Source organism: Phaeobacter sp. PT47_59 (assembly GCF_028890025.1).
Classification (GTDB): domain Bacteria; phylum Pseudomonadota; class Alphaproteobacteria; order Rhodobacterales; family Rhodobacteraceae; genus Phycobacter.
Genome location: NZ_JARCJL010000008.1, coordinates 40,884 through 65,421, shown reverse-complemented (window position 1 = coordinate 65,421; position 24,538 = coordinate 40,884). Strand labels below are relative to the sequence as shown.

General features: G+C 62.4%; 28 protein-coding genes and 1 tRNA gene. 13 read left to right on the top strand and 16 right to left on the bottom strand.

What is annotated here, in order from left to right; genetic code table 11:
- Positions 1-131: 131 nt before the first annotated feature.
- Positions 132-1,178, top strand: coding sequence for an adenylate/guanylate cyclase domain-containing protein (locus PXK01_RS09495; RefSeq protein ID WP_274859794.1), 1,047 nt, complete (start codon positions 132-134; stop codon positions 1,176-1,178).
- A gap of 101 nt (positions 1,179-1,279) precedes the next feature.
- On the opposite strand, the gene rplT is transcribed toward PXK01_RS09495, so the two are convergent.
- From rplT to pyk, 4 genes are all read right to left on the bottom strand, one after another.
- The gene (gene rplT / locus PXK01_RS09490) at positions 1,280-1,645 is read right to left on the bottom strand and encodes a 50S ribosomal protein L20 (protein WP_065271322.1); all 366 of its coding nucleotides are present in this window, start codon (positions 1,643-1,645) and stop codon (positions 1,280-1,282) included.
- A 15-nt stretch (positions 1,646-1,660) separates the two neighbouring features.
- Positions 1,661-1,861, bottom strand: a complete 201-nt coding sequence (rpmI, locus tag PXK01_RS09485; protein ID WP_009178285.1) for a 50S ribosomal protein L35 — start codon at positions 1,859-1,861, stop codon at positions 1,661-1,663.
- 115 nt (positions 1,862-1,976) lie between these two features.
- Positions 1,977-2,198 carry a hypothetical protein gene (locus PXK01_RS09480; RefSeq protein WP_274859793.1) on the bottom strand — a complete coding sequence of 74 codons (222 nt, stop codon included), beginning with the start codon at positions 2,196-2,198 and terminating at the stop codon, positions 1,977-1,979.
- 34 nt (positions 2,199-2,232) lie between these two features.
- A complete protein-coding gene (pyk, locus tag PXK01_RS09475; protein WP_274859791.1) occupies positions 2,233-3,678 on the bottom strand; it encodes a pyruvate kinase in 1,446 nt (481 codons plus the stop codon).
- 132 nt (positions 3,679-3,810) lie between these two features.
- Here pyk and PXK01_RS09470 point away from each other — a divergent pair, with 132 nt between their 5' ends.
- The 3 genes from PXK01_RS09470 to PXK01_RS09460 all read left to right on the top strand — a co-directional run bounded on the left by PXK01_RS09470 (position 3,811) and on the right by PXK01_RS09460 (position 5,865).
- A complete protein-coding gene (locus PXK01_RS09470) occupies positions 3,811-4,548 on the top strand; it encodes an N-formylglutamate amidohydrolase (protein WP_274847257.1) in 738 nt (245 codons plus the stop codon).
- Between the two features lie 64 nt (positions 4,549-4,612).
- Entirely contained in the window at positions 4,613-4,927 is a 315-nt protein-coding gene (locus PXK01_RS09465; protein WP_274859790.1) for a DUF1244 domain-containing protein, read from the top strand.
- 140 nt (positions 4,928-5,067) lie between these two features.
- Positions 5,068-5,865, top strand: a complete 798-nt coding sequence (locus tag PXK01_RS09460) for a DODA-type extradiol aromatic ring-opening family dioxygenase (protein WP_274859789.1) — start codon at positions 5,068-5,070, stop codon at positions 5,863-5,865.
- Positions 5,866-6,241: 376 nt separating this feature from the next.
- Here the strand turns inward: PXK01_RS09460 and PXK01_RS09455 are convergent, their stop codons facing one another.
- Positions 6,242-7,102, bottom strand: a complete 861-nt coding sequence (locus PXK01_RS09455; RefSeq protein WP_274847261.1) for a D-amino-acid transaminase — start codon at positions 7,100-7,102, stop codon at positions 6,242-6,244.
- Positions 7,103-7,210: 108 nt separating this feature from the next.
- Between PXK01_RS09455 and PXK01_RS09450 the strand changes: the two genes are divergently transcribed.
- Complete coding sequence (locus tag PXK01_RS09450) at positions 7,211-7,657, top strand: DMT family transporter (protein WP_274859788.1); 447 nt, start codon at positions 7,211-7,213, stop codon at positions 7,655-7,657.
- 19 nt (positions 7,658-7,676) lie between these two features.
- Here PXK01_RS09450 and dgcA read toward each other — a convergent pair whose 3' ends face one another.
- Both dgcA and dgcN read right to left on the bottom strand, forming a co-directional pair.
- Positions 7,677-8,642 (bottom strand): N-acetyl-D-Glu racemase DgcA, encoded by a 966-nt coding sequence (gene dgcA, locus PXK01_RS09445; protein WP_274859787.1) that lies wholly within the window; start codon positions 8,640-8,642, stop codon positions 7,677-7,679.
- An 84-nt stretch (positions 8,643-8,726) separates the two neighbouring features.
- Positions 8,727-9,728, bottom strand: coding sequence for an N-acetyltransferase DgcN (dgcN, locus tag PXK01_RS09440; RefSeq protein WP_274859786.1), 1,002 nt, complete (start codon positions 9,726-9,728; stop codon positions 8,727-8,729).
- Between the two features lie 305 nt (positions 9,729-10,033).
- Here dgcN and PXK01_RS09435 point away from each other — a divergent pair, with 305 nt between their 5' ends.
- Both PXK01_RS09435 and PXK01_RS09430 read left to right on the top strand, forming a co-directional pair.
- The gene (locus tag PXK01_RS09435) at positions 10,034-10,993 is read left to right on the top strand and encodes an L-malyl-CoA/beta-methylmalyl-CoA lyase (protein ID WP_274847265.1); all 960 of its coding nucleotides are present in this window, start codon (positions 10,034-10,036) and stop codon (positions 10,991-10,993) included.
- Positions 10,994-11,073: 80 nt separating this feature from the next.
- Positions 11,074-11,679, top strand: a complete 606-nt coding sequence (locus PXK01_RS09430; protein ID WP_274859785.1) for a hypothetical protein — start codon at positions 11,074-11,076, stop codon at positions 11,677-11,679.
- Here PXK01_RS09430 and PXK01_RS09425 read toward each other — a convergent pair.
- Positions 11,676-12,128 (bottom strand): Lrp/AsnC family transcriptional regulator, encoded by a 453-nt coding sequence (locus tag PXK01_RS09425; RefSeq protein WP_274859784.1) that lies wholly within the window; start codon positions 12,126-12,128, stop codon positions 11,676-11,678. The genes PXK01_RS09430 and PXK01_RS09425 overlap by 4 nt on opposite strands.
- Positions 12,129-12,201: 73 nt before the next feature.
- On the opposite strand from PXK01_RS09425, the gene PXK01_RS09420 reads away from it, so the two are divergent.
- Together PXK01_RS09420 and PXK01_RS09415 are read left to right on the top strand one after the other, a co-directional pair.
- A complete protein-coding gene (locus tag PXK01_RS09420) occupies positions 12,202-12,798 on the top strand; it encodes a LysE family translocator (RefSeq protein WP_274859783.1) in 597 nt (198 codons plus the stop codon).
- Between the two features lie 112 nt (positions 12,799-12,910).
- Positions 12,911-13,873, top strand: coding sequence for an acetyl-CoA carboxylase carboxyltransferase subunit alpha (locus PXK01_RS09415; RefSeq protein ID WP_274847269.1), 963 nt, complete (start codon positions 12,911-12,913; stop codon positions 13,871-13,873).
- A gap of 84 nt (positions 13,874-13,957) precedes the next feature.
- Here PXK01_RS09415 and PXK01_RS09410 read toward each other — a convergent pair whose 3' ends face one another.
- From PXK01_RS09410 to PXK01_RS09400, 3 genes are all read right to left on the bottom strand, one after another.
- Positions 13,958-15,403 carry an SPFH domain-containing protein gene (locus tag PXK01_RS09410; protein WP_274847270.1) on the bottom strand — a complete coding sequence of 482 codons (1,446 nt, stop codon included), beginning with the start codon at positions 15,401-15,403 and terminating at the stop codon, positions 13,958-13,960.
- Positions 15,404-15,592: 189 nt separating this feature from the next.
- Positions 15,593-16,246, bottom strand: coding sequence for a GntR family transcriptional regulator (locus PXK01_RS09405; RefSeq protein WP_274847271.1), 654 nt, complete (start codon positions 16,244-16,246; stop codon positions 15,593-15,595).
- A 74-nt stretch (positions 16,247-16,320) separates the two neighbouring features.
- Positions 16,321-17,007, bottom strand: a complete 687-nt coding sequence (locus PXK01_RS09400) for a M48 family metallopeptidase (RefSeq protein WP_274847272.1) — start codon at positions 17,005-17,007, stop codon at positions 16,321-16,323.
- Between the two features lie 96 nt (positions 17,008-17,103).
- Here PXK01_RS09400 and PXK01_RS09395 point away from each other — a divergent pair, with 96 nt between their 5' ends.
- Positions 17,104-17,427, top strand: coding sequence for a TIGR02300 family protein (locus tag PXK01_RS09395; protein ID WP_274847273.1), 324 nt, complete (start codon positions 17,104-17,106; stop codon positions 17,425-17,427).
- Positions 17,428-17,627: 200 nt separating this feature from the next.
- Positions 17,628-17,703: transfer RNA gene (locus PXK01_RS09390), tRNA-Ala, on the top strand.
- A gap of 107 nt (positions 17,704-17,810) precedes the next feature.
- Here PXK01_RS09390 and PXK01_RS09385 read toward each other — a convergent pair.
- The 3 genes from PXK01_RS09385 to PXK01_RS09375 form a co-directional block, all read right to left on the bottom strand.
- A complete protein-coding gene (locus PXK01_RS09385; protein ID WP_274859782.1) occupies positions 17,811-18,158 on the bottom strand; it encodes a hypothetical protein in 348 nt (115 codons plus the stop codon).
- Positions 18,159-18,224: 66 nt separating this feature from the next.
- Positions 18,225-19,553 carry an aspartate aminotransferase family protein gene (locus PXK01_RS09380; protein WP_274859780.1) on the bottom strand — a complete coding sequence of 443 codons (1,329 nt, stop codon included), beginning with the start codon at positions 19,551-19,553 and terminating at the stop codon, positions 18,225-18,227.
- Positions 19,554-19,555: 2 nt separating this feature from the next.
- The gene (locus tag PXK01_RS09375; protein WP_274859779.1) at positions 19,556-20,332 is read right to left on the bottom strand and encodes a 3-keto-5-aminohexanoate cleavage protein; all 777 of its coding nucleotides are present in this window, start codon (positions 20,330-20,332) and stop codon (positions 19,556-19,558) included.
- A gap of 438 nt (positions 20,333-20,770) precedes the next feature.
- Between PXK01_RS09375 and PXK01_RS09370 the strand changes: the two genes are divergently transcribed.
- Together PXK01_RS09370 and PXK01_RS09365 are read left to right on the top strand one after the other, a co-directional pair.
- Complete coding sequence (locus PXK01_RS09370) at positions 20,771-22,168, top strand: aminotransferase family protein (RefSeq protein WP_274847277.1); 1,398 nt, start codon at positions 20,771-20,773, stop codon at positions 22,166-22,168.
- A 99-nt stretch (positions 22,169-22,267) separates the two neighbouring features.
- Entirely contained in the window at positions 22,268-22,861 is a 594-nt protein-coding gene (locus PXK01_RS09365; protein WP_274859777.1) for a GNAT family N-acetyltransferase, read from the top strand.
- 230 nt (positions 22,862-23,091) lie between these two features.
- Here PXK01_RS09365 and PXK01_RS09360 read toward each other — a convergent pair whose 3' ends face one another.
- Positions 23,092-24,123, bottom strand: coding sequence for a permease (locus tag PXK01_RS09360; protein ID WP_274847279.1), 1,032 nt, complete (start codon positions 24,121-24,123; stop codon positions 23,092-23,094).
- Positions 24,116-24,427, bottom strand: coding sequence for an ArsR/SmtB family transcription factor (locus PXK01_RS09355; RefSeq protein WP_274847280.1), 312 nt, complete (start codon positions 24,425-24,427; stop codon positions 24,116-24,118). Before PXK01_RS09355 ends, PXK01_RS09360 begins: the two co-directional genes overlap by 8 nt.
- Positions 24,428-24,538 lie beyond the last annotated feature (111 nt).

Genomic DNA, 24,538 nt, shown 5'->3' with positions numbered 1-24,538 from the left:
CCCTGCCCCATAGCAGGGCTGCATCCGTTGCGACAAAACCTGCCGCGCCGCCCCTCGATGGCTTGCAAGCGTGAGCCAGACGCCCCATCTTGGCGCCAAGATCCCAGATCATTTTTTCAGAGATTGATAGTATGAGTAATCCCGTCACCCGCAAGCTGACCACGATCCTGGCCGCCGACGCCGAGCGCTACAGCGCAGCGATGGAGGCCGATGAGGTCGCAACCTATGCCGCGCTCAAGGCGGCGCGGGCAGTATTCTTCAAACTGATCGACCGTCACGGTGGACGGGTTGCCAATACAGCGGGCGATGGTCTGATCGCCGATTTCCCTTCGGTTGTCGAAGCCACCCATTGCGCCATCGAGGTGCAGCAGGAACTGGCCGCCGACCATAGCCTGCTCAGGTTCCGTATCGGCATCCACCTAGGCGATGTGATCTGCGACGGGGATGACCTGCTGGGCGATGGCGTCAACCTGGCGTCGCGGCTGCAGACCATGGCCGAACCCGGCGGCATCCTGATCTCGCGCCAGGTCTACGACCAGGTTCACAACAAGCTGACCATCGGGTTCGAGTACTTAGGCGAAAAATCCGCCAAGAACCTCCCCGAAGAGGTCTCGGTCTATCGGATCACCACGGCAGCTGCCACTGCGGACCGGTTTGAGAAGGTGAAACCCCAGGTCAGACCGGCCCAAGCCAACAAACCAGACCGCCCGGCACGACCCGAGAAGGTCGCGCATGTCTGGGATGGCGACCGGACAGACCAAGGGGCCCAGCCTGCTCCGGCAGCCCCATCCGAAGGGCGCTCTGCCGCGCACTCGGTCCTGCAGGCCGCAAAAGAGGCTTTCGGCGGACTGAAGACACCGACCCAGCGCCTATACCTCTTTGGCGTTGGCGGCGCCGTGCTGCTGAACCTGGTCACCGGAGGCCGTTTCTGGCCCGCCTGGCCGGTCCTCGCCCTTGCCCTGGTTTACGGGCAGATCAACGGCAATGGGGCATTGGGGTTCAAACCCTTCATGTCCATTCCCGTTCGGATCTGGATCCTGGCTTTGTTCCTGATCTGCATCAACCTGATGACCACGGCCTTCCCATGGGCGATCTTCCCTGTTGCAGCACTGGTGTTGGGCGGGCGGGTCATGGGCGGGCGAGGTGAGCCTGGCGCAGAACCCGAAGAACAGGCCTGATCCCCGGACATCACCAGAAACGAAAGAACCCGCCGGATCACTCCGACGGGTTCGGCTGTCTTTCGACAGAATGTCTTTGACGCCTGACTTAGGCGGCCAGCTTAGGCAGCCAGAGCGGACTGGGCCTGCTTGACGATCGCACCGAAGGCTTCGGGCTCGTGCACGGCGAGATCCGCCAGGACCTTACGGTCGACTTCGATACCGGCCAGGTTCAGGCCGTTGATGAAGCGCGAGTATGTCAGCGATTCGTCGTGGCTGCGGACAGCGGCGTTGATGCGCTGGATCCACAGGGCGCGGAAGTTACGCTTGCGCGCCTTACGGTCGCGGGTTGCGTACTGGTTGGCCTTGTCGACGGCCTGACGGGCAACCTTGAAGGTATTCTTGCGGCGGCCGTAGTAACCTTTGGCTGCCTTGATGACCTTCTTGTGACGGGCGTGAGTTGTGGTACCACCTTTAACGCGGGACATGTGTCAAATCTCCTCTTAGCGGTCGTAGGGCATGAAGCCCTTGACGATCTTGGCGTCGGGGGCGGACAGGGTCGTGGTGCCGCGGGCATCACGGATGAATTTCTTGTGACGTTTGATCATGCCGTGGCGCTTGCCGGCCTGACCTGCCATCACCTTACCGGTGGCGGTCACCTTGAAGCGCTTTTTGGCGCTCGATTTCGTCTTCATTTTGGGCATTTCCGTCTCCTTCAATGCAGGTTCGGTAGATACGCGACTCGGCATGCCACTCCGGCCGGCCGCGTGAACAGGGTCGCCGTTTACGAAAACAGGGTGACAAGGGCAAGCGGTTTCTTCAGGAAAAGCGCCCTAGAACGCTGAAAAACACCTCGGGCAGTTCCTCCAGCCGGTATCCGCCCGGCCGCATCCGCGCCGCATAGAGGATGAAACCGGCGCTGATGACCAGCAACAAAGCCCCAAGGCGCGGCCATCTTCCATCGCTATAGGCCGAAACGAGCGAGAGAACTGCAAGACACCCCAGGAAAAACCCCAGAACGATCGCCAGATCACTGTCCATGTGTCCCCCTTCCCGCCATGGGTCGGGGAACAGCCTATTCCGGGTCGGTGCTGTAAATCAAACGCTCATCACAAGGCGCCACGCGCAAGATATTGGTGGTGCCGGGCACGTTGAAGGGCACACCGGCGGTGACCACGATCTGATCGGTCTCTGTTGCAAAACCGCCCGCACGGGCCGCACGGGCCGCATTGACGACCGCGCCCTTGAAGCGTTCCTGGCCGCCGGTCACCACGCAGTGGCAGCCCCAGCTAAGCGCCAGGCGCCGCGCGGTTCCCTCCAACGGGGTGAGCGCGATGATCGGCACGCCGGGGCGTTCGCGCGCGGTCAACAGCGCGGTGGTGCCGCTTTGGGTGAAACAGCAGATCGCCTTGATATCGGTCTTCTCGGCAATCTCACGCGCGGCCGAAACGATGGCATCGGCAATGGTGCTGCCCTTGGAAGACCGCGACGAGGCGATGATCTGCGCGTAGGTCGGGTCCATCTCCACCTCGGTGGCGACATTATCCATGGTGCGCACCGCCTCTACCGGATAGTGGCCGGCAGCGGATTCCGCGCTCAGCATGATGGCATCTGTCCCCTCGTAGATCGCGGTGGCCACGTCCGAGACCTCGGCGCGCGTCGGCATCGGGCTTTCGATCATGCTTTCCAGCATCTGCGTGGCGACGATCACCGGCTTGGCGGCTGCACGGCATTTGCGCACCAGCCGCTTCTGGATCGGCGGCACCGCTGAAACGGGCAGCTCCACCCCCAGATCACCCCGCGCCACCATGATCCCATCCGAGGCATCCAGGATATCCTCGAATTGCTCCACGGCAGAGGGTTTTTCGATCTTCGACAGAACCGCAGCACGGCCATCGACCAGCCCCTTGGCTTCGAACACGTCCCTGGCCCGCTGCACAAAGGAGAGAGCAATCCAGTCCACCCCCAGGGTGCAGGCGAATTCCAGATCCTCGCGATCCTTTTCCGACAGCGCCGCCAGCGGCAGGACCACATCTGGCACGTTCACCCCCTTGCGATTGGAGATGGTCCCTCCGGTCACGACGACGCAATCGGCAAAATCGCTGCCGCAGCGTTCCACCCGCAGGCGGATCTTGCCGTCATTGACCAACAGATGCGCGCCGGGTTCCAGCGCCTGGAAGATCTCCGGATGCGGCAGGCAGACCCGCGCCGCATCGCCATCGGTGGGGTCCAGATCCAGACGGAAGGCGGCCCCTTCGGCGAGATCCTCGGCGCCATTTGCAAAGACACCAACCCGCAGTTTCGGTCCCTGCAGGTCGGCCAGAATGCCGATGGAGCTGTCCAGGTCCTTCTCGACCTGACGGATGATCTGGTGCTTTTCCGCGATCTCTGCATGGGTGCCGTGGGACATGTTCAGCCGGAACACATCGGCGCCGACCTCATGCAGGGCGCGGATCATGTCATAGGTTTCGGAGGCGGGTCCCAGGGTTGCAACAATCTTCACGCTGCGTGAACGTTTCATGGGCTGTGTCCTTCCGACATCTGGTCTGTGACAGGCGGGTGTTACCGCAAACACTGTTGAGGGTGCTTATGACCCAATTCCTATTTTGCCGCAACTGCCCTAAAGGTATCGTCAACAAAAGATGACGGACTTATGACATACACTCCCTTCTTCGTGCATGGGGCCGATCGCCCGGCCCGCTGGCTGATCACCTGCGATCATGCGACCAATCACATCCCCCCCTTCGTGAACGGCGGCGACCTTGGTCTGCCGCATGAGGATATGGAGCGTCACATCGCCTATGACGTGGGCGCCTATGCTGTCGCGCGTCACCTGGGCGAGATGCTGAATGCGCCGGTGGTGGCCTCCAATTTCTCGCGCCTGGTGATCGATCCCAACCGCGGCGAGGATGACCCGACCCTGTTGATGAAGCTATACGATGGCACCATCATCCCGGCCAACCGCCATGCCGATGCGGCCGAACGCGAGGCACGGCTTGACGCCTGCCACCGCCCCTATCACAGGCAGGTGGCCGGGCTGGCGGCGCGGCCGGGCACCGTGATCCTATCCATGCACTCCTTCACCCGGCAGCTGCGCGGGCGTCCGCCGCGCCCCTGGGAGATCGGCATTCTCTATCCTGAAGGAGAACGGTTCTCTCCGGCGCTGATCGAGACGCTCCAGGCCGAGGGTGACCTTTGTGTCGGGATCAACGAACCCTACACCGGCTACCTGCCCGGCGATGCGATCGACACCCATGGCACTGCCCATGGCCGCCCCAACACGCTGATCGAGCTGCGCAACGACCTGATTGCCGATGCCGCCGGGCAGCGGCAGTGGGCCGAGCGGCTGGCGCAGGTGCTACCTCGAGCCCTGGCTGCCTCCGGGCTCTAGCCTGCGCTTGCCTCCGGGCGGCCGCACCCACATAGTATCGACAGCAAGACACCGGGAGACCCCTATGGACCAGCAGACAGAGATCGAACTTCAGGCCGCCGCATTCCGCCGCCTGCAGAAACACCTGATGGAAGATCGCACCGATGTGCAGAATATCGACCTGATGAACATGGCGGGTTTCTGCCGCAACTGTCTCAGCCGCTGGTACCAGGAAGCCGCCAATGAACGCGGCATCGAGATGGGCAAGACCGAAGCGCGCGAGATCTTCTACGGCATGACCATGGATGAGTGGAAAACCAACTACCAGACCGAGGCCAGCCCGGAAAAGCAGGCCGAGTTCGAAGTCGCCTTCAAGGAAAACGTCACCGACAAGGCCTGAGCGCTATCCCCAAGCCTTCTCTGCACCGCTGGCGACCGATGCGCACAGGGGCGCACAGGATCTGTTCGCTGCTGGGGATACCTCCGGCGGCGGGCAGTTATTAACATCTGAACCAACAACATGTGGTCAAGGAGGTTCGGATGCGTTCACGGATGCCCAGCTATTTCATCTCACACGGCGGCGGTCCCTGGCCCTGGATTCCCAATATGAGCGCCGCGCTCGCACCGCTGGCAGAGGCGCTTGCCCGGATGCCCTATGAGATCGGTGAGCGGCCAAAGGCCGTCCTGATGATCTCGGGCCATTGGGAGGCGGAGAGCTTTACCGTCATGACATCGCCCCGCCCGCCGATGGTCTATGACTATTACAACTTCCCGCCGGAAACCTACGAGATCCAATATCCCGCCCCCGGCGCGCCGGAACTAGCCCAGCGCACCGCGGATCTGATCGCAGCGGCGGGATTGCCGGTCTCGATGGACGCTGAACAAGGATACGATCACGGCACCTTTGTTCCGATGGCGGTGATGTACCCAGATGCGGATGTGCCGCTGTTCCAGGTCTCGATGCGCCACGGGTACAGCCCGGCTGAGCATTTCGCCCTTGGCCGCGCCCTTGCACCTTTGCGGGATGAAGGGGTGCTGATCGTGGGCTCCGGCCTCAGCTATCACAACCTGCGCGAATTCGGGCCACGCGCGAAAACCCCGTCAGAGGCCTTTGACAGCTGGCTGACAGAGGTGATGGCCCAGCCAAGCGCAGAGCGCACAGAAGCGCTGCTCAACTGGGAGAGCGCACCTTACGCCCGCGCCTGCCACGCGCAGGAAGATCACCTGGTGCCCCTTTTCGCCGCACTCGGCGCCGCCGAAGAAGAACCGGCAACACGGGTCTATCACCAGAAGGACATCTTTGGCGGCGTCACAGCGTCAAGCTTCCGTTTCGGCTAACCAACTCCGCCGTCAGCCATACCACTCCCCTTGCTTCTGGCAATTTCCGTGGGATCGCAACCCACATCAGGGTTGTGCGGACCGTGGACTTTCGGCGGCTGGCCTTTCTTACGCCTTCTGGAGATCAGAAAGAAGCCGACGACCAGAAAGCAGACAACTAGCGGAAAAAGGATCAGGGTTATCTGGTTCGCTGTCACTTCAAGCTCCGAAGGCTCGACGCGGCCTTAGGTTCGAGTAAAGGCGACACCCGCATGGAATGCAACTTCCAGTACGAGTGACTCAAGGCAGATCAACAGAATATGAAGCCATTGCAACAAAGAAAGGCCGCCCATCACAGGCGGCCTTTATCACGTGAAAAGGGGATCTTCCGTAGCGATCAGATCGCAGCCTTCACGGATTCTTCCAAGTAGATCTCGCGCAGGCGTTTTGCGATCGGGCCGGGCGTGCCATCGCCCAAGGCAACACCGTCGATCTCGACAACCGGCATCACAAAAGCAGAGGCCGAAGTGGTGAAGGCTTCGTCCGCCTCTTTCGCCTCGTCGATGGTGAACAGACGCTCTTCGATCTTCAGCTGTGCCTCTGCCGCCATGCGCAGAACCGCCTTGCGGGTGATGCCGTGCAGGATGTCGTTGGACAGCGGGCGGGTCACGATCACGCCATCCTTGACGAAATAGGCGTTGTTCGAGGTGCCCTCGGTCACATAGCCGTCTTCCACCATCCAGGCGTCATCGGCACCGGCCTTCTTGGCCATCATCTTGCCCATCGACGGGTACAGCAGCTGTACCGTCTTGATGTCGCGGCGGCCCCAGCGAATGTCCTCGATCGAGATGATCTTGGCGCCCTTCTTGGCGGCGGGGCTGTCGGCCAGACCGGGTTTGTTCTGGGTGAACAGCACGATGGTCGGCTTGGTATCCGCGCTCGGGAAGACGAAATCACGGTCGCCATCGGAACCACGGGTCACCTGCAGGTACACAAGCCCTTCGTCGATACCGTTCAGTTCCACCAGCTTGCGGTGGATTTCCAGGAGTTCTTCCTTGCTGCAGGGCTCAGCCATGTCGAGTTCGTCCAGCGAGCGTTTCAGACGCACGGCATGGCCTTCGAAATCGATGAGCTTGCCGCCCAGGACCGAGGTCACCTCATAGACCGCGTCCGCCATAAGGAACCCGCGATCAAAGATAGAAACGGTGGCTTCGGTTTCCGGCAGATAGCTGCCATTCACATAAACGGTGCGGGTCATAATGTGTCTCCTGCTCTGGACGCGACGATATGGGTTGACGGATCAAGACCGCGTCGCGATCACTGTCGCAACTGGCCTAGCGAGAATTTTCAAAAAGGGGAAGCCACAATGCCCGCAACGCAATCCGCAATGATCATGTTGGTTGCGGGGATCGGAATTCCCGTGCTGGCTGCCTTGAATGCCGCCCTGGGTCAGCGCATGGGCTCGCCCGTGGCGGCAGGTGTGATTTTATTCCTCGTGGCCCTCCTCACGACGGGCATCGTGTTCCTGATGGCGGGCGGCTCCCTGAAAGCAGCGGTCGGCGCCCCACCCCATCTGTTCCTTGCGGGCTGCCTCGTGGCCTTTTACGTGCTGACCATCACCTGGGTCGCCCCAACCTTCGGCGTTGGCAATGCGGTCTTCTTCGTGCTGATCGGCCAGTTGATCTCGGCTGCCATCATCGACCATTTCGGCCTGTTCGATGCCGCCCAACACCCGCTGACATTGGCCCGCGCCGCTGGCATCGCCGTGATGGGCGCGGGTGTCTTCCTGACCCAGATCGCAGGCCGCGCCTGAGCGCTGCCCCAACCAGGCCTCAGCCCCAAAGCGCCGCGCTTGGCGGATGCACGCCGGCAGCGTCATATTCCATTGTCACCTCGCGATCTTCGGACAGAAGCAGCGGCCCATCCAGATCGGTGACCATCGCCCCCTGCGCCAAGAGCGCCGCAGGCGCCATCGCCAGCGACGAGCCCATCATGCAGCCGACCATCACCTTGTAGCCTTCGGCCAAAGCCGCCTCGCGCAATTTCAGCGCCTCGGTCAACCCGCCGGTCTTGTCCAGCTTGATGTTGACCACATCGTATTTGCCCTTGAGTTTCGGCAGGCTGGCACGGTCATGGCAGCTTTCATCGGCACAGACCGGCACCGGGCGCTCCATGCCGATCAGCGCGTCGTCCTCACCGGCAGGCAGGGGCTGCTCCACCAGCGACACGCCCAGGCGCACCAGATGCGGCGCAAGCTCTGCGTAAACCTCGGCGCTCCAGCCCTCGTTGGCGTCGATGATGATCTTGGCATCCGGTGCGCCCGCGCGCACGGCCTCAAGGCGGGGCATGTCATCGGCGGTGCCCAGCTTGATCTTCAACAGCGGGCGATGAGCGTTCTCAGCAGCCTGCTCCCGCATCACCTCGGGCGTGTCCAGCGACAGGGTATAGGCGGTGATCTCCGGTCCCGGCTCCGGCAGGCCCGCCAGTTCCCAGACGCGTTTGCCCGCCTGTTTCGCCTCCAGATCCCACAGCGCGCAATCCACCGCATTGCGGGCCGCCCCTGCGGGCAGCAGGGATTGCAGCTCTTGCCGGGTGAAATGCGCAGGCAGGCCGGTGATCTGGGCGGTCACGCTCTCGTTCGTTTCATCATAGCGCGCATAGGGCACGCATTCGCCCCATCCGGTCACCCCGTCCTGTTCAATCCGAACGGTCAGCACCTTTGCCTCGGTCCGCGATCCGCGGGAGATGGTAAAGGCCCGCGCCAGTTTGAATTGATCCGGCGTCACGGTGACTTTCATGGGTGATCCTTTCGAGGAATGGATTGGGACTTTGGTTGAATGGACGTAAAAAGGGCGCCTGTTGCCAGACGCCCCCCTTAGAAATCAGATTGCGGCGAGCGCGTCCACCAGGCGGCCCGCGCCGTGACGGTATGGGTCCACGGCAGGCAGACCCATGCGGTCTTCCACTTCTTTCAGATAGGCCACGGCCTCTTCTTCGCCCAGGTGCTGGGTGTTCACCGAAATGCCAACAACCTGGCACTCCGGGTTGGCCTTGCGCGCCAGCGGCAGCGCGGTGTCACGCAGCTCTTCCAGGGTCGGCAGGCTGTAGCCCGGCAGGCCGCGCATGTGTTCGCGGGTGGGTTCGTGGCACAGGATCAGCGCATCGGGCTGACCGCCATGCACCAGCGCCATGGTGACACCGGAATAGGAGATGTGGAACAGCGATCCCTGGCCCTCAATCAGGTCCCAGTGATCCGCGTCGTTGTCCGGGGTCAGGTACTCGATGGAGCCCGCCATGAAATCGGCAATCACCGCATCCAGCGGCACGCCATGGCCGGTGATCAGGATGCCGGTCTGGCCGGTGGCGCGGAAGGTGGATTTCATGCCGCGCTTCTGCATCTCGGCATCCATCGCCAGCGCGGTGTACATCTTACCGACCGAACAATCGGTACCAACGGCCAGGCAACGCTTGCCGGTCCGCTTGACGCCATTGGCGATCGGGTATCCGACGGTGGGCACCCGGACGTCATGCAGGGTGCCGCCATGGGTCTGGGCCGCAGCAACCAGATCGCCTTCGTCGCGCAACAGGTTGTGCAGGCCAGAGGCAATGTCATAGCCCATCTCAAGCGCCTTGATCAGCACTTCCTTCCACGCGGGAGAGATGATGCCGCCCCGGTTGGCAACCCCGATCACCAGGGTTTTGGCGCCGACCGCCTTGGCCTCTTCCAGGGTCATCTCGGTCAGGCCCAGATCCGCACCGCAGCCCGGCAGGGAGATCTGGCCGACCGCATGATCCGGGCGCCAGTCGCGGATGCCGATGGCAACCTTGGCCGCAAGCATGTCAGGCGCATCGCCCAGGAACAGCAGATAGGGTGTCTCGATCATCTCGGGGCCTCCGTGGTTCAGTGATTCATCGCGAATGTTAAGTGCGCCACCCCGCGAAACGGTCCCGATTTTGCATTTGCACAGCCCCCCTATTCGAAGATTCTTCGACCATATCGATATCTGATCGAAGATTTCCCCGCAGAAGCCCTGTCGCTTGCGGGGATCTACGTCCAAACAGAAGAAACCCATGCAATCGCAGCAACTCAATGCTGCAATTGCAAACTACGCCTTGCAAGCAGAGACGCAATTTCATACCACAATGGCAGTCAAATTCGTAATTTCCTTACCCAGCAAGGAGAGCCACCATGAGCTTTCGCATCCAGCCCGCCGCCCCGGCACGCCCCAACCGCTGCCAGCTGTTCGGCCCCGGCTCCAACACCAAACTCTTTGCCAAGATGGCCGCCTCGGCTGCGGATGTGATCAACCTTGACCTGGAAGATTCGGTTGCGCCCACCGACAAGGACGTGGCCCGCGCCAATGTGATCGAGGCGCTGAACACCGTGGACTGGGGCAAGAAATACATGTCGGTCCGCATCAACGGTCTGGACACGCCCTATTGGTACCGCGACGTGGTGGACCTGCTGGAGCAGGCAGGCGACCGGCTGGACCAGATCATGATCCCCAAGGTCGGCTGCGCGGCGGATGTCTACGCCGTGGATGCGCTGGTCACCGCGATTGAACGCGCCAAGGGCCGCACGAAACCGATTTCCTTCGAGGTGATCATCGAATCGGCGGCCGGCATCGCCCATGTGGAAGAGATCGCAGCCTCCTCTCCCCGTCTGCAGGCGATGAGCCTGGGAGCTGCCGACTTTGCCGCCTCCATGGGCATGCAGACCACCGGCATCGGCGGCACGCAGGAAAACTACTACATGCTGCGCGAAGGTGAAAAGCACTGGTCCGATCCCTGGCACTGGGCCCAGGCCGCCATCGTCGCCGCCTGCCGCACCCATGGCGTGCTGCCGGTGGACGGCCCCTTCGGCGACTTCTCCGATGACGAAGGCTATATCGCGCAGGCAAAACGCTCGGCCACGCTGGGTATGGTCGGCAAATGGGCCATCCACCCCAAACAGATCGCTCTGGCCAACAAGGTATTCACCCCTTCGGAAGAAGCCGTCGCCGAGGCGCGCGAGATCCTCGCCGCGATGGAACAGGCCAAGGCCAATGGCGAAGGTGCCACGGTCTACAAGGGGCGCCTGGTGGATATCGCCTCGATCAAACAGGCCGAGGTGATCGTCGCCCAGGCCGAGCTGATCGCCGCAAGCTGACCCTATCGGCCGAGGCCGAATTACGATTAAACTGGAAGGGGCGCCGATCAGGTGCCCCTTTTGCCGTCTGGAGGTGTCCCTTGGCCGATCTCACCCTGTTTCACACCGCCAAGGCGCATGTGGAGACCTTCGACCGCCTCGCCCCGGATGCGGATCTAACCCATGTGGTGCGCCCCGACTGGCTGGAACGCGCCCAGGGCGGCATAGATGCAGCGCTGCGCCAAGACATCACCCAGGCCATTCAGGCCGTTCAGGGTCCGGTTTTGTGCAGTTGCACCACCATCGGTGATGTGGCTGAAAAGGCAGGCGCCACCCGCATTGACTGGCCAATGATGCAAAAGGCCGCCGAAATCGGCGGGCCGGTGATGCTGGCCTATTGTCTCGATAGCACCCGCGCGCCTTCCACCACCCTGTTGGAGCGTGCCTTTCGGGAGCGGGGCAAAAGCGCAGAGATACGCGCCCTGCCGCTGACCGGCTTGTGGCACCATTTCACCGATGGCAACAACGATGCGTTTCACCGGCAGATCGCCACTTGGGTGAACACCTCCCTCACGCTGGTCGCAGACACCTCCTGCGTGGTGCTGGCGCAGGCCTCGATGGCGGGGGCGGCCCGGTTCATCGACACTGACGTGCCCATTCTGGCCTCGCCCGAAATCGCGATCCGCGCACTCCTGAAGGACGTCTAGGCGCGCAGGTCCTTGGGCGAGCCCATGACGACATAGGTGGTGATCGCGGTCACATAAGGAGAGGTGCCCAGGATATCCGTGTGAAACCGCTTGTAGCTGGGCAGATCGGCGCATTCGACGCGCAGGAGATACTCGATGGTGCCGGTGATATTGTGGCATTCCACCACCTCGGGCGCGGCCTGCATGGCGCGCTCGAATGCCTCCTGCGCCTCCTTGGTGTGCTCGCCGAGGCCGACGCCGATATAAGTGACAAACCCCACCCCCATCGCCTCGCGGTCCAGCACTGCCTTGTAGCCGGTGATGACGCCTGTTCGCTCCAGCTCCTGCACCCGGCGCAGACAGGCCGAAGGCGACAGGCCCACACGTTCGGCCAATTCAAGATTGCTGATCCGCCCATCGCGGGACAGCTCTTGCAATATCTGCTGATTTATTCGGTCCGTTTTCGCCATTGATTGCAAAAATTGAAGGCAGACGCACAAGAACGCAATTTCATTTTGCGTTTCGCGCGTCAAATTGACGGTCATGACCTATGATCTGATCCTCGCGCTTGCGCTTTTTGCCTTCGTCTCCTCGATCACGCCGGGGCCCAACAACCTGATGCTGATGGCCTCGGGTGCGAATTTCGGGTTCCGCCGCACCATCCCGCATATGCTGGGGGTGGCGCTGGGATTTGTCTTCATGGTGATTCTGGTGGGCGCCGGGCTGATCCAGATCTTCGACGCCTTCCCGGTCAGCTATACCGGTCTCAAGGTGGTCTCGGTTCTCTACCTGCTGTACCTGGCGTGGAAGATCGCCAATGCGGGTCCGGCAGAAACCGGCGACACCAAAGGGCGCCCGATGACATTCGTGCAGGCCGCCGCCTTTCAATGGGTCAATCCAAAGGCCTGGGCGATGGCGCTGACCTCGATCAGTGCCTATGCGCCGGATCAGACCATCTGGGCGATCCTCCTGGTGGCCGCGCTTTTTGGCGCGATCAACCTGCCCTCGGTCAGCTCCTGGACCGTGCTGGGGCAACAGATGGCCCGTATTCTGACCAATCCGCGCCGCCTGACCCTGTTCAACTGGGTGATGGCCGGCTTGCTGGTTGCCTCGCTCTACCCGGTGATCTGGCCGACCTGAGGCTATGTGCGCCCCGTAATCCGCAGCCCAAATTGCAGGCCTGCCGCATCTGCCGAGTTGCATCTGCGCCCACACAAGGCCATATACGGCGAAACCGCGTGAGCGAGGCGACATGACCCAATATCTGGAATTCGAAAAACCGCTGGCCGAAATCGAGGGCAAGGCAGAAGAGCTGCGCGCTCTGGCCCGCACCAACGAAGAGATGGATGTGGCCGACGAGGCCGCGGCCCTGGATGCCAAGGCCGCCCAGTTGTTGAAGGACCTCTACAAGGACCTGACGCCCTGGCGGAAATGCCAGGTGGCCCGTCACCCCGAGCGCCCTCATTGCAAGGATTACATCGAGGCGCTGTTCACCGAATACACCCCCCTGGCGGGCGACCGGAACTTCGCCGATGACCTCGCCGTGATGGGCGGTCTTGCACGTTTCAACGATCAGCCGGTGATGGTGATCGGCCATGAGAAGGGCGCCGACACCAAGTCGCGCATCGCCCATAACTTTGGCATGGCCCGCCCCGAAGGCTACCGCAAGGCGGTGCGCCTGATGGAGATGGCGGGCCGTTTTGGTCTGCCGGTCATTACCCTGGTCGATACCACTGGCGCCTACCCCGGCAAGGGGGCCGAGGAACGCGGCCAGTCCGAGGCGATCGCCCGCTCCACCGAGATGAGCCTAAAGATCGGCGTGCCTGTCGTATCCGTCATCATCGGTGAAGGCGGATCGGGTGGTGCCGTTGCCTTTGCCACGGCGAACCGCGTCGCCATGCTGGAACATGCGGTCTACTCGGTGATCAGCCCCGAAGGCTGCGCCTCGATCCTGTGGAAGGACGCCGAGAAGATGCGCGAAGCCGCCGAGGCGCTGCGCCTGACCGCGCAGAACCTTCTGGAACTGGCCGTCATCGACCGCATCATTGCCGAACCGATGGGTGGCGCCCATCGCGATGCCAAATCCACCATCGATTCTGTCGGCGCCGCGATCACCGCGATGCTGGACGAGTTGAAAGGCAAGGACGGTGCCGCGCTGATCAAGGACCGCCGCCAGAAGTTCCTTGATATCGGCTCTAAAGGGCTGGCGGCTTGATCACGTCACAACAGTCCTGAAACCAGAAACACTCCCGCCCAGGTTCAGGCGGGAGTGTTTTCGTTTAGGGTGTTTCACAGCCCGCTATTTCTGCGGGTCCTGCGAGATGTTGCGGTCGTAGTCCAGGCGCTCGGCGGCCTGCAGGGTCAGGATCTGGAACAGGCGCGACGCCTCGTCATCCGATCCGACGGGGGCACCCCCCTCTGCGGCGCCACCACCCCCGAAGACATAGGTCGGCACATTGCGGCGGGCAAAGGCTTCGGCCCACAGGCGCTGGATCTCCACCTCGGCGTCGAGTTTCTGCGCCAGGGCATTGTCCGCCTCCAGGATCTGTTGCTTGGCATAGGCTTCCGCCTCGGCGGCGACTCTTACGGCCTCGGCATCGATGCGGGCCTTCTCCAGCAGGATTTCGGACTGTTCGCGCGCGATCCGCGCGGCTTCGCGTTCGCGTTCCGCCGCGGTGATGGCCAGTTGTTTTTCGGTCTCAGCGTCGGTGGTGCGTTCGATCTGGATCACCTTGGCGGCGGCCTGACGTTCCGCCACTTCCCGTTCACCCCGCGCCACTGCCAGGAGCTTTTGTTCTTCTTCCTGAATGCGCTGTTCGCGGGCGATGGCCCGATCCGCCGCCGCCTGCTGGCGCAGTGCCATCCGGTCCTTGAACTTCTGGTTGGGGTTCACATCCGTGACCCGTGCCGAGGTCACCGAGATACCGAACTTCGTAAAGCTCTGTTCCTTGCGGCGCGGCTGGCCCGTCTCATCCAGCAGCTTTTGCACCACAAAGATCGTCTTGGAGTCATCTCCATATTGCTCCTGGTTTTCCCCCAAGGCGGCATTGGCGCTACCGCGGCGGTCGGCCTCGGCCGAAACCCGCTGTTCGATCCGGCGCACCAGGTAGATGCCGTTTTCCATCTGTCGCTGGAATTCATTGTTGAATTCGGTCTTGCCGCCCTGGAAGTAGTCTTCCGCCGACATCAGGGCGGCCGTCGCCCCGAGGGTTTCCTCAAATGCGGGAACCAGTTCGGTGCGCAGAAGGTTTTCCGGGGTGCGGTACTGGCGGGCCAGGCGCAGGAAGGCCTCCTGATCGCTTGGCAGCTCAAAACGCGCGGTGGCCGAGACGAAGGCATCCACCTGGTCGAGGAAGACAAGCGACTTCGGAGACAGGTTCGCGCTCATCTGGCTGCTGTCGGTTTCCGCCGTGACCTCGCCCCGCCCCGTGGCCGATGCCTGCACCGACATGGCGTTCTTCCAGGCATTGTAACGCCCGAACAGATAGAGGTTATAGCCGGTGTCCGAGACCATCTTCTCTTCGCCGAGGATGGTGCGCACGTGGTATTTGAAGCCGGGTTCGGCATAGAAGAACATACCCTGGAAGGTGGAGAGGACAAAAAGGAGAATACCGCCCACCTTGACCGCCCAACCGGCCATGTTGACGGCACCGTCCAGATTGGGGTTGTCGGGGAAATCAAGGCTGCGGCGAATGACAAACCCTGCGGCAATGATGAAAAGACCGAGTATTGGCATAAAGAGCATTCGAAAAATCCATCCAAGATAAAGGCAAACTGTCGAGCACGGCCCCGCGTGGTGCCGCGATGTCGTCAAGCATACGGCGCAGACGCCCTATCTGCCCATGGGAATTTCCGGCGGCCTTTGTCCACTGGTGCCAGGGATGCGCCCGGATTTGGCCGGATGTGATCTGATTTGGCGGGATCTAGCCGGGACCTAGCCTGCCAGCAGACGCAATCCTTGCGTCACATCGGATCGAACCGCCAGCCGCAACCCCGGCTCATCCCCCGCCTTCAGCGCGGCGATGATCAGCTTGTGATTGTGCGGCGGCTCGGTGCGGCGCAGACGGCCATAGAGCGCGCGCATGGTGGGACCCAGTTGCAGCCAGACGGTTTCCGCCATCGCCAGCATGGCCGGGGCCTGCGCGCGCAGGTAAAGCGTGCGATGGAATTCCAGATTGGCCCGGATATAGCCCACCGCATCCCGTTTGGAGACCATCTCGGCCACGGTGACATTGATCGCCTGCAACCGGTCGATCAGCGCCATATGGGCGCGCGGCAACGCCCGGCTGGAGAGTTCCACCTCCAACAGCGATCTGAGGGCAGCCAGTTCCTCGATCCGCTCGTTGCTCAGCTCCGGCGTCGACACCCGGCCGGAGGAGGACAGGAACAGCGCGCCTTCGGCCACCAGGCGACGCACCGCTTCGCGCGCGGGCGTCATCGAGACATCGAATTCGCGACCGATCCCGCGCAGGGTTAAAGCTTCCCCCGGTGCGATCTCCCCATGCATGATACGGGTGCGCAACGTCCGGTAGACCCGGTCATGGGCCGAAGACAGCCCTTCAGAGGTTGAACGTGAGGGTAAAGACATAGCCTGTTGTGATCACAAATGGATCAGAGGTCAATCCCGGAACCGCAAGGGGCTTTCAGCCCCCCGCGCCAGTCTCAAGACCCGAACCGGTAGCGGTGCAGCGCACTGCCATTCTCCCGCAGCCAGGCGCGCGGTGCCGCGTAGTCTCCGTAAAGATCCTCCACCAGCGACCAGAAGGCGGCAGAGTGGTTCATTTCCTGCAGATGCGCCACCTCATGGGCCGCAACATAGCGCAGCACCTCCGCCGGGGCGAGGATCAGGCGCCATGAATACATCAAGGCCCCGGCAGAAGAGCACGAGCCCCAGCGCGACCGCGTGTCGCGCAGCACGATCCGCGAAAACCCGCGCCCGAGCCGCGCGGCATATTCGTCCGAAGCCCCGGCCAGACGATCCCGCGCCAGTTCCCGCAAGTATCGCTCCAACGGCTTTGCAGGACGCGCCCCGGGCACAGCAATCTCGCCCCCGGTGATGCGCACGCCGCGCCCCTGCCCGGGCACAACCTGCAATTCCTGCCCCGCAACGGGCAGCAGGGTTCCGAATGTCACATCCACATTATCGGGACGCCGCGCCAGATGGCCCCGGATCCAGCCTTCCTTCTCGACCGCAAACTCCAGCGCCTCGCGTTCCGGCAGGGTCCTGGGCAGGGTGATGGTGACACGCCCGTCCAAGGATGAGACCCTGAGACTGATCCGCCGCGCACGGGCAGAGCGGCGCAGAATCAGCGGCACCGGCGGGTCTCCTGGCAGGTGATGGGCGCTCATCGGCTCTCCTTTGCGGCAAAGGCTTTGACAGTGCATCCCTCATATGGCAAGGCACCTGAATCGTCTACGACTCACCAGTAAATCAAGGGGATCCACATGCCCAAGGAAGAATGGGGTGTAAAGCGCGTTTGCCCGACCACCGGAAAACGCTTTTATGACCTGAACAAGGACCCGATCGTCAGCCCCTACACGGGCGAGGTCGTCGCGCTCGACACCGGCAAGAGCCGCATGATCGAAGCCGACTCGGAAGATGCGGCAACGCTGAAAGCCAAGGAAAACATCGAAGGCGATGACGTGGTTCTGGAGGATGACGAGGACGTCGATCTGGATCTGGGCGATGATGTTCTGGACGATGACGATGATGACAACGTCTCGCTGGACGACATCGCGGATGTAGCCTCCGAAGACGACGAATCCTGATCCGATCCGGCGGTATGGAGGGCAGAACCACCTGCCCTCCCGGCACCGCGTCCAAAGGCATTTTGAGGCCCTGCTTCAAGCCAGAGGACAGCGACCGAAAAAATCTCTGAACGATGATGCATTTTGCGCTTGCAGCCTGCGCCATCGTCCCTTAAACGACCTCTCACACCGATAAGGCAGCCGCCAAATCGGATGGAAATGGGGCCTTAGCTCAGCTGGGAGAGCGCCTGCATGGCATGCAGGAGGTCAGCGGTTCGATCCCGCTAGGCTCCACCATTTCTCCAAATTTCACCAGCACATATCCCGCCTCTGGGCCGGGTCATTGCTGTGCGCTTTCTCGGTCGACGCGTGATTGGCACGGCCGCTCAGGCACGCGCCCTGCGTCAGCCCTCGCTTTTCTGCCAGGGCGGCGAAATGGGGGCGCCGTTCACGTGCACCTCACCCTGTTCATTGTCCAGCACCACGGGGTTGTCGAAGATCTCCAGCGTCGGACGCACGCCGAACCGGCCCTCCATCCAGTCCGCCCAGCCATCATGGAACCAGGCCTCTGCATCGGCGCGGGTGGCGAATTCGTAGATACCACCGCCGCCTGCCGCGCAGTTGAGGAAGTACTTGCGGCGCAGCCCCTTGACCTCATGAAAGATCTTCGTGGCCTCGACGGATTGCCCTGTGACCAGGTCGGTGTCCCGTTTCGGTCCCTCCAAAGGGATTCTGACGATAGCGATGATCATGGCGATGGCCCTCCCCTGCCCGCGGCAAGTCTAAGGCCATCGCCCCGTGCGATACAATCGCACCTGTCAGCCTTGCGGCAAGGATGCCGTGATTGCCAGCTCAAGCTTGTCGACCACTTCGGTGATTTGCTCGTCACTGATGATGAAGGGCGGCGCCAGGAGGATGTGATCGCCCATGCGGCCATCACGGGTGCCGGACATCGGATAGCAGATAAGACCCGCCTCAAACGCGGCCTTCTTGATCTTTGCCGCCAGCCCCAGCGCGGGGTCAAACGGCGTTTTGCCGACACGGTCCTGAACCAGTTCGATCCCGCGGAACAGCCCGCGACCGCGAATATCCCCCACTTGGGCATGCTGGCCGAAGCGATCCTCCAGCGCCGCCTGCAGACGCGCACCCATGGTGGCGCAGCGGGAAATCAGATCGCGCTCCAGCATCTGGCGCACCACCGCCAGACCGGCGGCCGTGGCCACCGGATGGCCAATATAGGTGTGCCCGTGCTGGAAGAAGCCGCTGCCGCCCTCGATTGCCTCGTAGATCTGGCGGGAACAGAGCATCGCGCCGATCGGCTGATAGCCGGCGCCAAGCCCCTTGGCGATGCAGAGGATATCCGGGGAAATGCCGTCAGCCTCACAGGCAAACAGATGCCCGGTGCGGCCCATGCCGCACATCACTTCATCCAGGATCAACAGCACGCCGTATTGGTCACAGATCTCGCGGATGCGCTTGAAATAGCCTTCAACCGCAGGCACGGCACCGGAGGTCGCGCCCACCACCGGTTCCGCCATGAAAGCCATGACCGTTTCCGGCCCCAGGCGCAGGATCTCGGCCTCCAGTTCGTTCGCGACACGCTGACCATAGTCGAAACTGCTCTCTCCCTCGGCACGGTCCACATATTCATAGCAGGGTGCGATATGGGTGACCCCGATCAGAAGCGGGTCGAACTGCTGGCGCCGCCAGGCATTGCCTCCCGCCGCAAGGGCACCCAGGGTGTTGCCGTGATAGCTTTGCCGCCGCGCGATCAGATGGCGGCGCTCCGGCTCGCCCTTTTCAAGGAAATACTGTCGCGCCAGCTTGATCGCAGATTCGGTCGCTTCCGAACCGCCGGAAACAAAATAGACCCGGTCCAGATCCCCCGGCGCATTGGCGATCAACAGATCCGCCAGCGCCTCGGCCGGTTCAGAGGTCATGAAGCCGGTATGGGCAAAGGCCAGCTTGCCGACCTGCTCCTGCACCGCCGCGATCACGGCGGCGTCGGAATGCCCAAGGCACGACACCGCAGCCCCGCCCGAACCATCGAAGTAGCGCTTGCCGGTGGAATCGATCAGGTAACAGCCCTCGCCGCCCACGGCGGTTGGCAGCTTCGCCTTGGTGTGACGGGGAAATACATGCGACATGTTCAGCCCTCCTTCAGGCAGTGACCCGCGGTTTGCGCGGCGTTGACAAGGGCCGCGACCGAGGCTGCATTGTCCTGCAGCAGCGCACCGTCCGGCGTTTCCAGGTTATTCTCAAATCCTATGCGCGCATCCCCTCCGGCAGCAATCGCCGCGAGTAGGCAGGCGCGTTCATTGCGGCCAAAGGCGCAGGCGGTCCAGGCGAGGTCCAGGTCGGCAGTTGCACTCAGGAAGCCCGCAAGGTGATCCGGTTCCGCCAGGACGGGCGGCGCGTATTGCCCCAGGACAAAGATCGCCTCCCTCATGCCCGACGGCACGGTCCCGTCCTTGTACCACGCCCGCAACTGCTGGATGCAGGACGGCCCATATAGAATATGCTGCACCCGGGTGCCCGCCTCGGCGCTGATCGCATAGGCCCGCGCCGCAACACCCGGATCCCGCGCCATTTCCCGCACCGAGACCGAGGCCCACGGAGGGCGCAGCTCTTCCAGGCAGTGCAGCTGATCCTGCGGGCCATATACACCCGCGCTTTCCGTGGTGATCTGCACCGCCATGCCGGGCACGGCCTGCGCAAGCGCCGCCAGCGCCTCGCGATAGCGCCCCGCATCCAGCGAGTGCCGCCCGGCGTCGTCGCGCACATGAAGATGCAAGGCCCCGGCCCCAGCCGCATGGCAGCGGGCGGCGGTCTCAACCACCTCCTCCACCGTGATCGGCAAGGCGGCATGATGCTGTTTGTCCCGCCGCGCCCCGTTTGGCGCCACCATCACCCTGAAATCCGCCACAAGAAGGCCTCCGTGCAATTGCCTGGCCCCGTCTTGACCGAAATAAAGAGCGCTCTCAATCACACCAATAAAGATCAAATGATCTTCCTATTCGGTGAGCCTGCTGATACCCGCCTCTGCAGGAGGACCCGTGCTATAAAGGCCACCAAACGCCGGTTTTCCTGGCAGTCTCCAAGCGGGCATTCATCACAAAAGCAAGAGTCCCCAGCCCGCACCGCCAGCTGCAAAACAAAGGTTCTATGAACAATTGCAAGGGGTTAGTCTGTTTACCCCGAAATCTGCTCAACACACGGCTGCTCTGGCCACACGGCCCGCCTTCATCTGGACCTATCAGAAATGATCAAATTGGCGTTTCGTCAGATCTGAGAGAGTCCCACTGCGCCAGGGCAGCCCGGACCGCAACCCGAACAAGAACATAAACCATGGGAAGGACATGTCATGGACGGCACGTTCAACGAAAACGATCTCAGCCGCGTCGTGGACGCCGACAAGGCCCACGTCTGGCACCACCTGATCCAGCACAAGCCCTTTGAAACCACCGATCCGCGCATCATCGTCGAAGGCAAGGGCATGCGGGTCTGGGACCAGAACGGCAAGGAATGGCTGGATGCCGTCTCTGGCGGCGTCTGGACGGTGAACGTCGGTTATGGCCGCGAGGAGATCTGCAAGGCGGTCTATGACCAGTTGATGAAGCTCTGCTATTTCGCGCAGTCCGCGGGTTCGATCCCCGGCTCGCTTTTCGCAGAGAAACTGATCGACAAGATGCCCGGCATGAGCCGCGTCTACTACACCAACTCCGGCTCCGAGGCGAACGAGAAGGCCTTCAAGATGGTGCGCCAGATCGCGCACAAGAAATACGGCGGCAAGAAGAACAAGATCCTTTATCGCGACCGCGACTATCACGGTGGCACCTTGGCGGCCATGTCCGCAGGCGGCCAGGAAGAGCGCAACGCGCAATACGGCCCCTTCGCCCCCGGTTTCGTGAAGGTCCCGCACTGCATGGAGTACCGCAAGCACGAACTGGGGCTTGAGCATCTGTCGGGCGAAGAGTTCGGCATCGCCGCCGCCAACCTGATCGAAGAGGTGATCCTGCGCGAAGGCCCCGAAACCGTCGGCGCGCTCTGCCTGGAACCCGTCACCGCCGGTGGCGGCGTGATCGAGGCGCCCGAAGGCTACTGGCCGCGCGTTCAGGAAATCTGCAAGAAATACGATATCCTCTTGCACATCGACGAGGTCGTCTGCGGCATCGGGCGTACCGGCACCTGGTTCGGCTACCAGCACTACGGCATCCAGCCCGACTTCGTGACCATGGCCAAGGGTGTCGCCTCGGGCTATGCGGCGATTGCCTGCATGGTGACGACCGAGGAAGTCTTTGATCTGTTCAAGGACGATGCCAGCGATCCCATGAACTACTTCCGCGACATCTCCACCTTTGGCGGCTGCACCGCCGGTCCTGCGGCGGCACTGGTCAACATGCAGATCATCGAGGACGAGGGCCTGCTTGAGAACTGTACGGCCATGGGCGAGCGGATGCTGGCCAACCTCAAGGCGCTGCAGGAAAAGCACCCCGTGATCGGCGATGTGCGCGGCAAGGGTCTGTTCCTTGGCGCCGAACTGGTCAGCGACCGCGAAACCAAGGAACCTGTGGACGAGAAGCAGGCCCAGGCGGTGGTCGCCGAAGTGGGGGCCCAGGGCGTCATCATCGGCGTCACCAACCGCTCGATTCCAGGCAAGAACAACACCCTGTGCTTCAGCCCCGCGCTGATCGCCACGGCGGCGGATATCGATGCCATCACCGATGCGGTGGACGTGGCCCTGACCAAGGTCTTTGGCTGACCCCGCCAAAGCGGACGGACAAGATCAGCGAAAGGCGGCCCTTCTAAACGGGCCGCCTTTCGTCCTGTCCGGCACCGCGACATGAAAAGGAACAAAGATATGTCCCCCCTCCCCTGGATGACGCCCACCGAATTGCGATCCGCGCAGGTGGCACTGGTCCCCCTGTCTCAGGATCACGCCGCCGATCTGGCAGAGGCTGCCGCAGACGGGGCGCTGCATCGGCTCTGGTACACCTCCGTCCCCACTCCGGAAGCCGTTCCCGCCGAGATCGACCGCCGCCTGGCGCTGCAGGATGCAGGCTCTATGGTGCCCTTTGCCATCCTCGGCCCCGAGGGGCGCGCCGTGGGTATGACCACCTATATGAACATCGACCATGGCAACCGGCGGGTCGAGATCGGCTCCACCTGGTACCGCAAATCCGTACAGCGCAGCGGGCTCAACACCGCCTGCAAGCTTTTGATGCTGCGCCACGCCTTTGAGGATCGCGATGCCATCGCCGTGGAATTCCGCACCCACCGCCTGAACCGGCAAAGCCGCGCAGCCATCGAACGGCTCGGCGCGCAACTCGACGGCATCCTGCGTGCCCATATGATCCTGCCGAACGGCACCCAGCGCGACACCGCCGTCTATTCCATTACCGCTGCCGACTGGCCCGCGATCAGGGCCAACCTGGAGTTCATGACAAGCCGCTGACACTTTCCCTGTGGGTCAAGGAGGCCGCAAGGCCCCGCCGTCAGGCGGCGTGTCCTTGACGCACGCATTAAAACAGACTCGCACAGGGCCCTTGAGGGGCAAAGCTGCCCCTTAAGGGCCATCTCGGCAAAAGGAAACGCCGCGCGTCAGCGCGGCGCCAGGCCCAACGGGAGAGGGGTAATCTGCAGATTGCTCCGATCCGGGCGGGAGCACCCCGCCCACGGGATAGCTCACAGCATCTGAAACAGGATGCCAGACAGGATCGCGCCACTCACGCCCAATATCAGATAGGTGGCAAAGACCTGCGGCTTGACCAGCGACCAGACCGCCGCCATCGCCGGGATCGAACTCACCGCCCCTGCAATCATGAAGGCCATGGCCGCACCGGCACTCATCCCCTGCTCCACCAACCCCGCCAACAGGGGCGGCGCCACATAGGAGTTGAGATAGGCAGGCATCCCCACCAGGGCTGCCACGGCAATCGGGCCGACCCCCTCGCCGCCGACGAGACCGGCGATCATATCCGCAGGCACGTAAGACACCAAGAGCGCCTCCAGCACATAGGCCAGCGCCAGCCATTTCAACAGGAACAGACCGTTTGACACAAACTCTCTGCGGAATGTCTCACGGCGGGCAGCTTCCCCCCAAAAGGCCCAGACCGGCTTGGCATCCAATTTCGGAGCGCCGCAGCCGCAGCAGCTGGATTTCTGCACCTGCTTCAGCGGATTTGCGAATACCCCATAGCCCATCAGCGCCTTGATCGCAAAACCGCCGAACAGGCCCAGCCCCACGGCAGCTACCGCCTTGCCAATGGCAAAGGGCCAGCCCAGCGCCCCGGCGGTGATCAACAGGGTCGGCGGATCGATCAGCGGCGAGGACAGCCAGAAGGCCATCACCGCCGACAGGGGGGCGCCCAGCGCCAGGAGACCGGCAATGAAGGGGATCACCTCGCAGGAACAGAAGGGCGCCAATCCCCCGAACATCGCCGCCAGGACGATCATCCGCACCTCGCGCCCCTCAAAGGCGCGCGCCACCATGGTCTCGGCGCCGGTTGCTTTTAGATAGGACAAAAGCAGCACGGCAAAGAGGATATAGCGCCCCGTGTGTGCAAGGGCCTTCAGCGCAAATGTGACCACGGTCTGAAAATTCCCCGGATCCAGCAGGGCCACCGCAACAAGCAGCAGCGCGCTCAGCGTCCAGGGCGTCTTCAGCCAGCGCATCGCCTGTTGCGAGGCACTCGGGTTTTGAGTGAGATCAGCCATCGTTCGCGGCCTCCCGTTGTTGATCCGAACAGCATTCGCTGAGGATGAAATCTGCCAGCTGTCTGAGGCGGGTGAAATCGGCCCGGTTCAGTGTCGCACGACCCATCTTTTCCTGAATCACGACCCCCGCCCCTGCCAGAAACTTCAGATGATGCGCCAGGGTCGAGGGCGGCAAACCGGTCCGCTCCTGCACCTCCTGCACCATCAGGCCCGACTGGCCTGCCCGAATAAGACAGCGCAGAACCTTGAGCCGCGCCTCGGATCCCATGGCCGCAAAACCGCTGGCCGCTTCTTCCCATTCCATCTTGGCACCTCAATTAAACTACAAATCTAGTTATATAGATTCGAAGTGGGAGGCAAGGTGGAAATCGCATGGGCGTCGGTAAGTCCAGATTGCACTCCACCTAAGGCCAGC

Bases quoted from the DNA above. Each gene is read 5' to 3' on its own strand.
- PXK01_RS09495 (WP_274859794.1), top strand. From the start codon at position 132: ATGAGTAATCCCGTCACCCGCAAGCTGACCACGATCCTGGCCGCCGAC.
- rplT (WP_065271322.1), bottom strand. From the start codon at position 1,645: ATGTCCCGCGTTAAAGGTGGTACCACAACTCACGCCCGTCACAAGAAG.
- rpmI (WP_009178285.1), bottom strand. From the start codon at position 1,861: ATGCCCAAAATGAAGACGAAATCGAGCGCCAAAAAGCGCTTCAAGGTG.
- PXK01_RS09480 (WP_274859793.1), bottom strand. From the start codon at position 2,198: ATGGACAGTGATCTGGCGATCGTTCTGGGGTTTTTCCTGGGGTGTCTT.
- pyk (WP_274859791.1), bottom strand. From the start codon at position 3,678: ATGAAACGTTCACGCAGCGTGAAGATTGTTGCAACCCTGGGACCCGCC.
- PXK01_RS09470 (WP_274847257.1), top strand. From the start codon at position 3,811: ATGACATACACTCCCTTCTTCGTGCATGGGGCCGATCGCCCGGCCCGC.
- PXK01_RS09465 (WP_274859790.1), top strand. From the start codon at position 4,613: ATGGACCAGCAGACAGAGATCGAACTTCAGGCCGCCGCATTCCGCCGC.
- PXK01_RS09460 (WP_274859789.1), top strand. From the start codon at position 5,068: ATGCGTTCACGGATGCCCAGCTATTTCATCTCACACGGCGGCGGTCCC.
- PXK01_RS09455 (WP_274847261.1), bottom strand. From the start codon at position 7,102: ATGACCCGCACCGTTTATGTGAATGGCAGCTATCTGCCGGAAACCGAA.
- PXK01_RS09450 (WP_274859788.1), top strand. From the start codon at position 7,211: ATGCCCGCAACGCAATCCGCAATGATCATGTTGGTTGCGGGGATCGGA.
- dgcA (WP_274859787.1), bottom strand. From the start codon at position 8,642: ATGAAAGTCACCGTGACGCCGGATCAATTCAAACTGGCGCGGGCCTTT.
- dgcN (WP_274859786.1), bottom strand. From the start codon at position 9,728: ATGATCGAGACACCCTATCTGCTGTTCCTGGGCGATGCGCCTGACATG.
- PXK01_RS09435 (WP_274847265.1), top strand. From the start codon at position 10,034: ATGAGCTTTCGCATCCAGCCCGCCGCCCCGGCACGCCCCAACCGCTGC.
- PXK01_RS09425 (WP_274859784.1), bottom strand. From the start codon at position 12,128: ATGGCGAAAACGGACCGAATAAATCAGCAGATATTGCAAGAGCTGTCC.
- PXK01_RS09420 (WP_274859783.1), top strand. From the start codon at position 12,202: ATGACCTATGATCTGATCCTCGCGCTTGCGCTTTTTGCCTTCGTCTCC.
- PXK01_RS09415 (WP_274847269.1), top strand. From the start codon at position 12,911: ATGACCCAATATCTGGAATTCGAAAAACCGCTGGCCGAAATCGAGGGC.
- PXK01_RS09410 (WP_274847270.1), bottom strand. From the start codon at position 15,403: ATGCTCTTTATGCCAATACTCGGTCTTTTCATCATTGCCGCAGGGTTT.
- PXK01_RS09405 (WP_274847271.1), bottom strand. From the start codon at position 16,246: ATGTCTTTACCCTCACGTTCAACCTCTGAAGGGCTGTCTTCGGCCCAT.
- PXK01_RS09400 (WP_274847272.1), bottom strand. From the start codon at position 17,007: ATGAGCGCCCATCACCTGCCAGGAGACCCGCCGGTGCCGCTGATTCTG.
- PXK01_RS09395 (WP_274847273.1), top strand. From the start codon at position 17,104: ATGCCCAAGGAAGAATGGGGTGTAAAGCGCGTTTGCCCGACCACCGGA.
- PXK01_RS09385 (WP_274859782.1), bottom strand. From the start codon at position 18,158: ATGATCATCGCTATCGTCAGAATCCCTTTGGAGGGACCGAAACGGGAC.
- PXK01_RS09380 (WP_274859780.1), bottom strand. From the start codon at position 19,553: ATGTCGCATGTATTTCCCCGTCACACCAAGGCGAAGCTGCCAACCGCC.
- PXK01_RS09370 (WP_274847277.1), top strand. From the start codon at position 20,771: ATGGACGGCACGTTCAACGAAAACGATCTCAGCCGCGTCGTGGACGCC.
- PXK01_RS09365 (WP_274859777.1), top strand. From the start codon at position 22,268: ATGTCCCCCCTCCCCTGGATGACGCCCACCGAATTGCGATCCGCGCAG.
- PXK01_RS09360 (WP_274847279.1), bottom strand. From the start codon at position 24,123: ATGGCTGATCTCACTCAAAACCCGAGTGCCTCGCAACAGGCGATGCGC.
- PXK01_RS09355 (WP_274847280.1), bottom strand. From the start codon at position 24,427: ATGGAATGGGAAGAAGCGGCCAGCGGTTTTGCGGCCATGGGATCCGAG.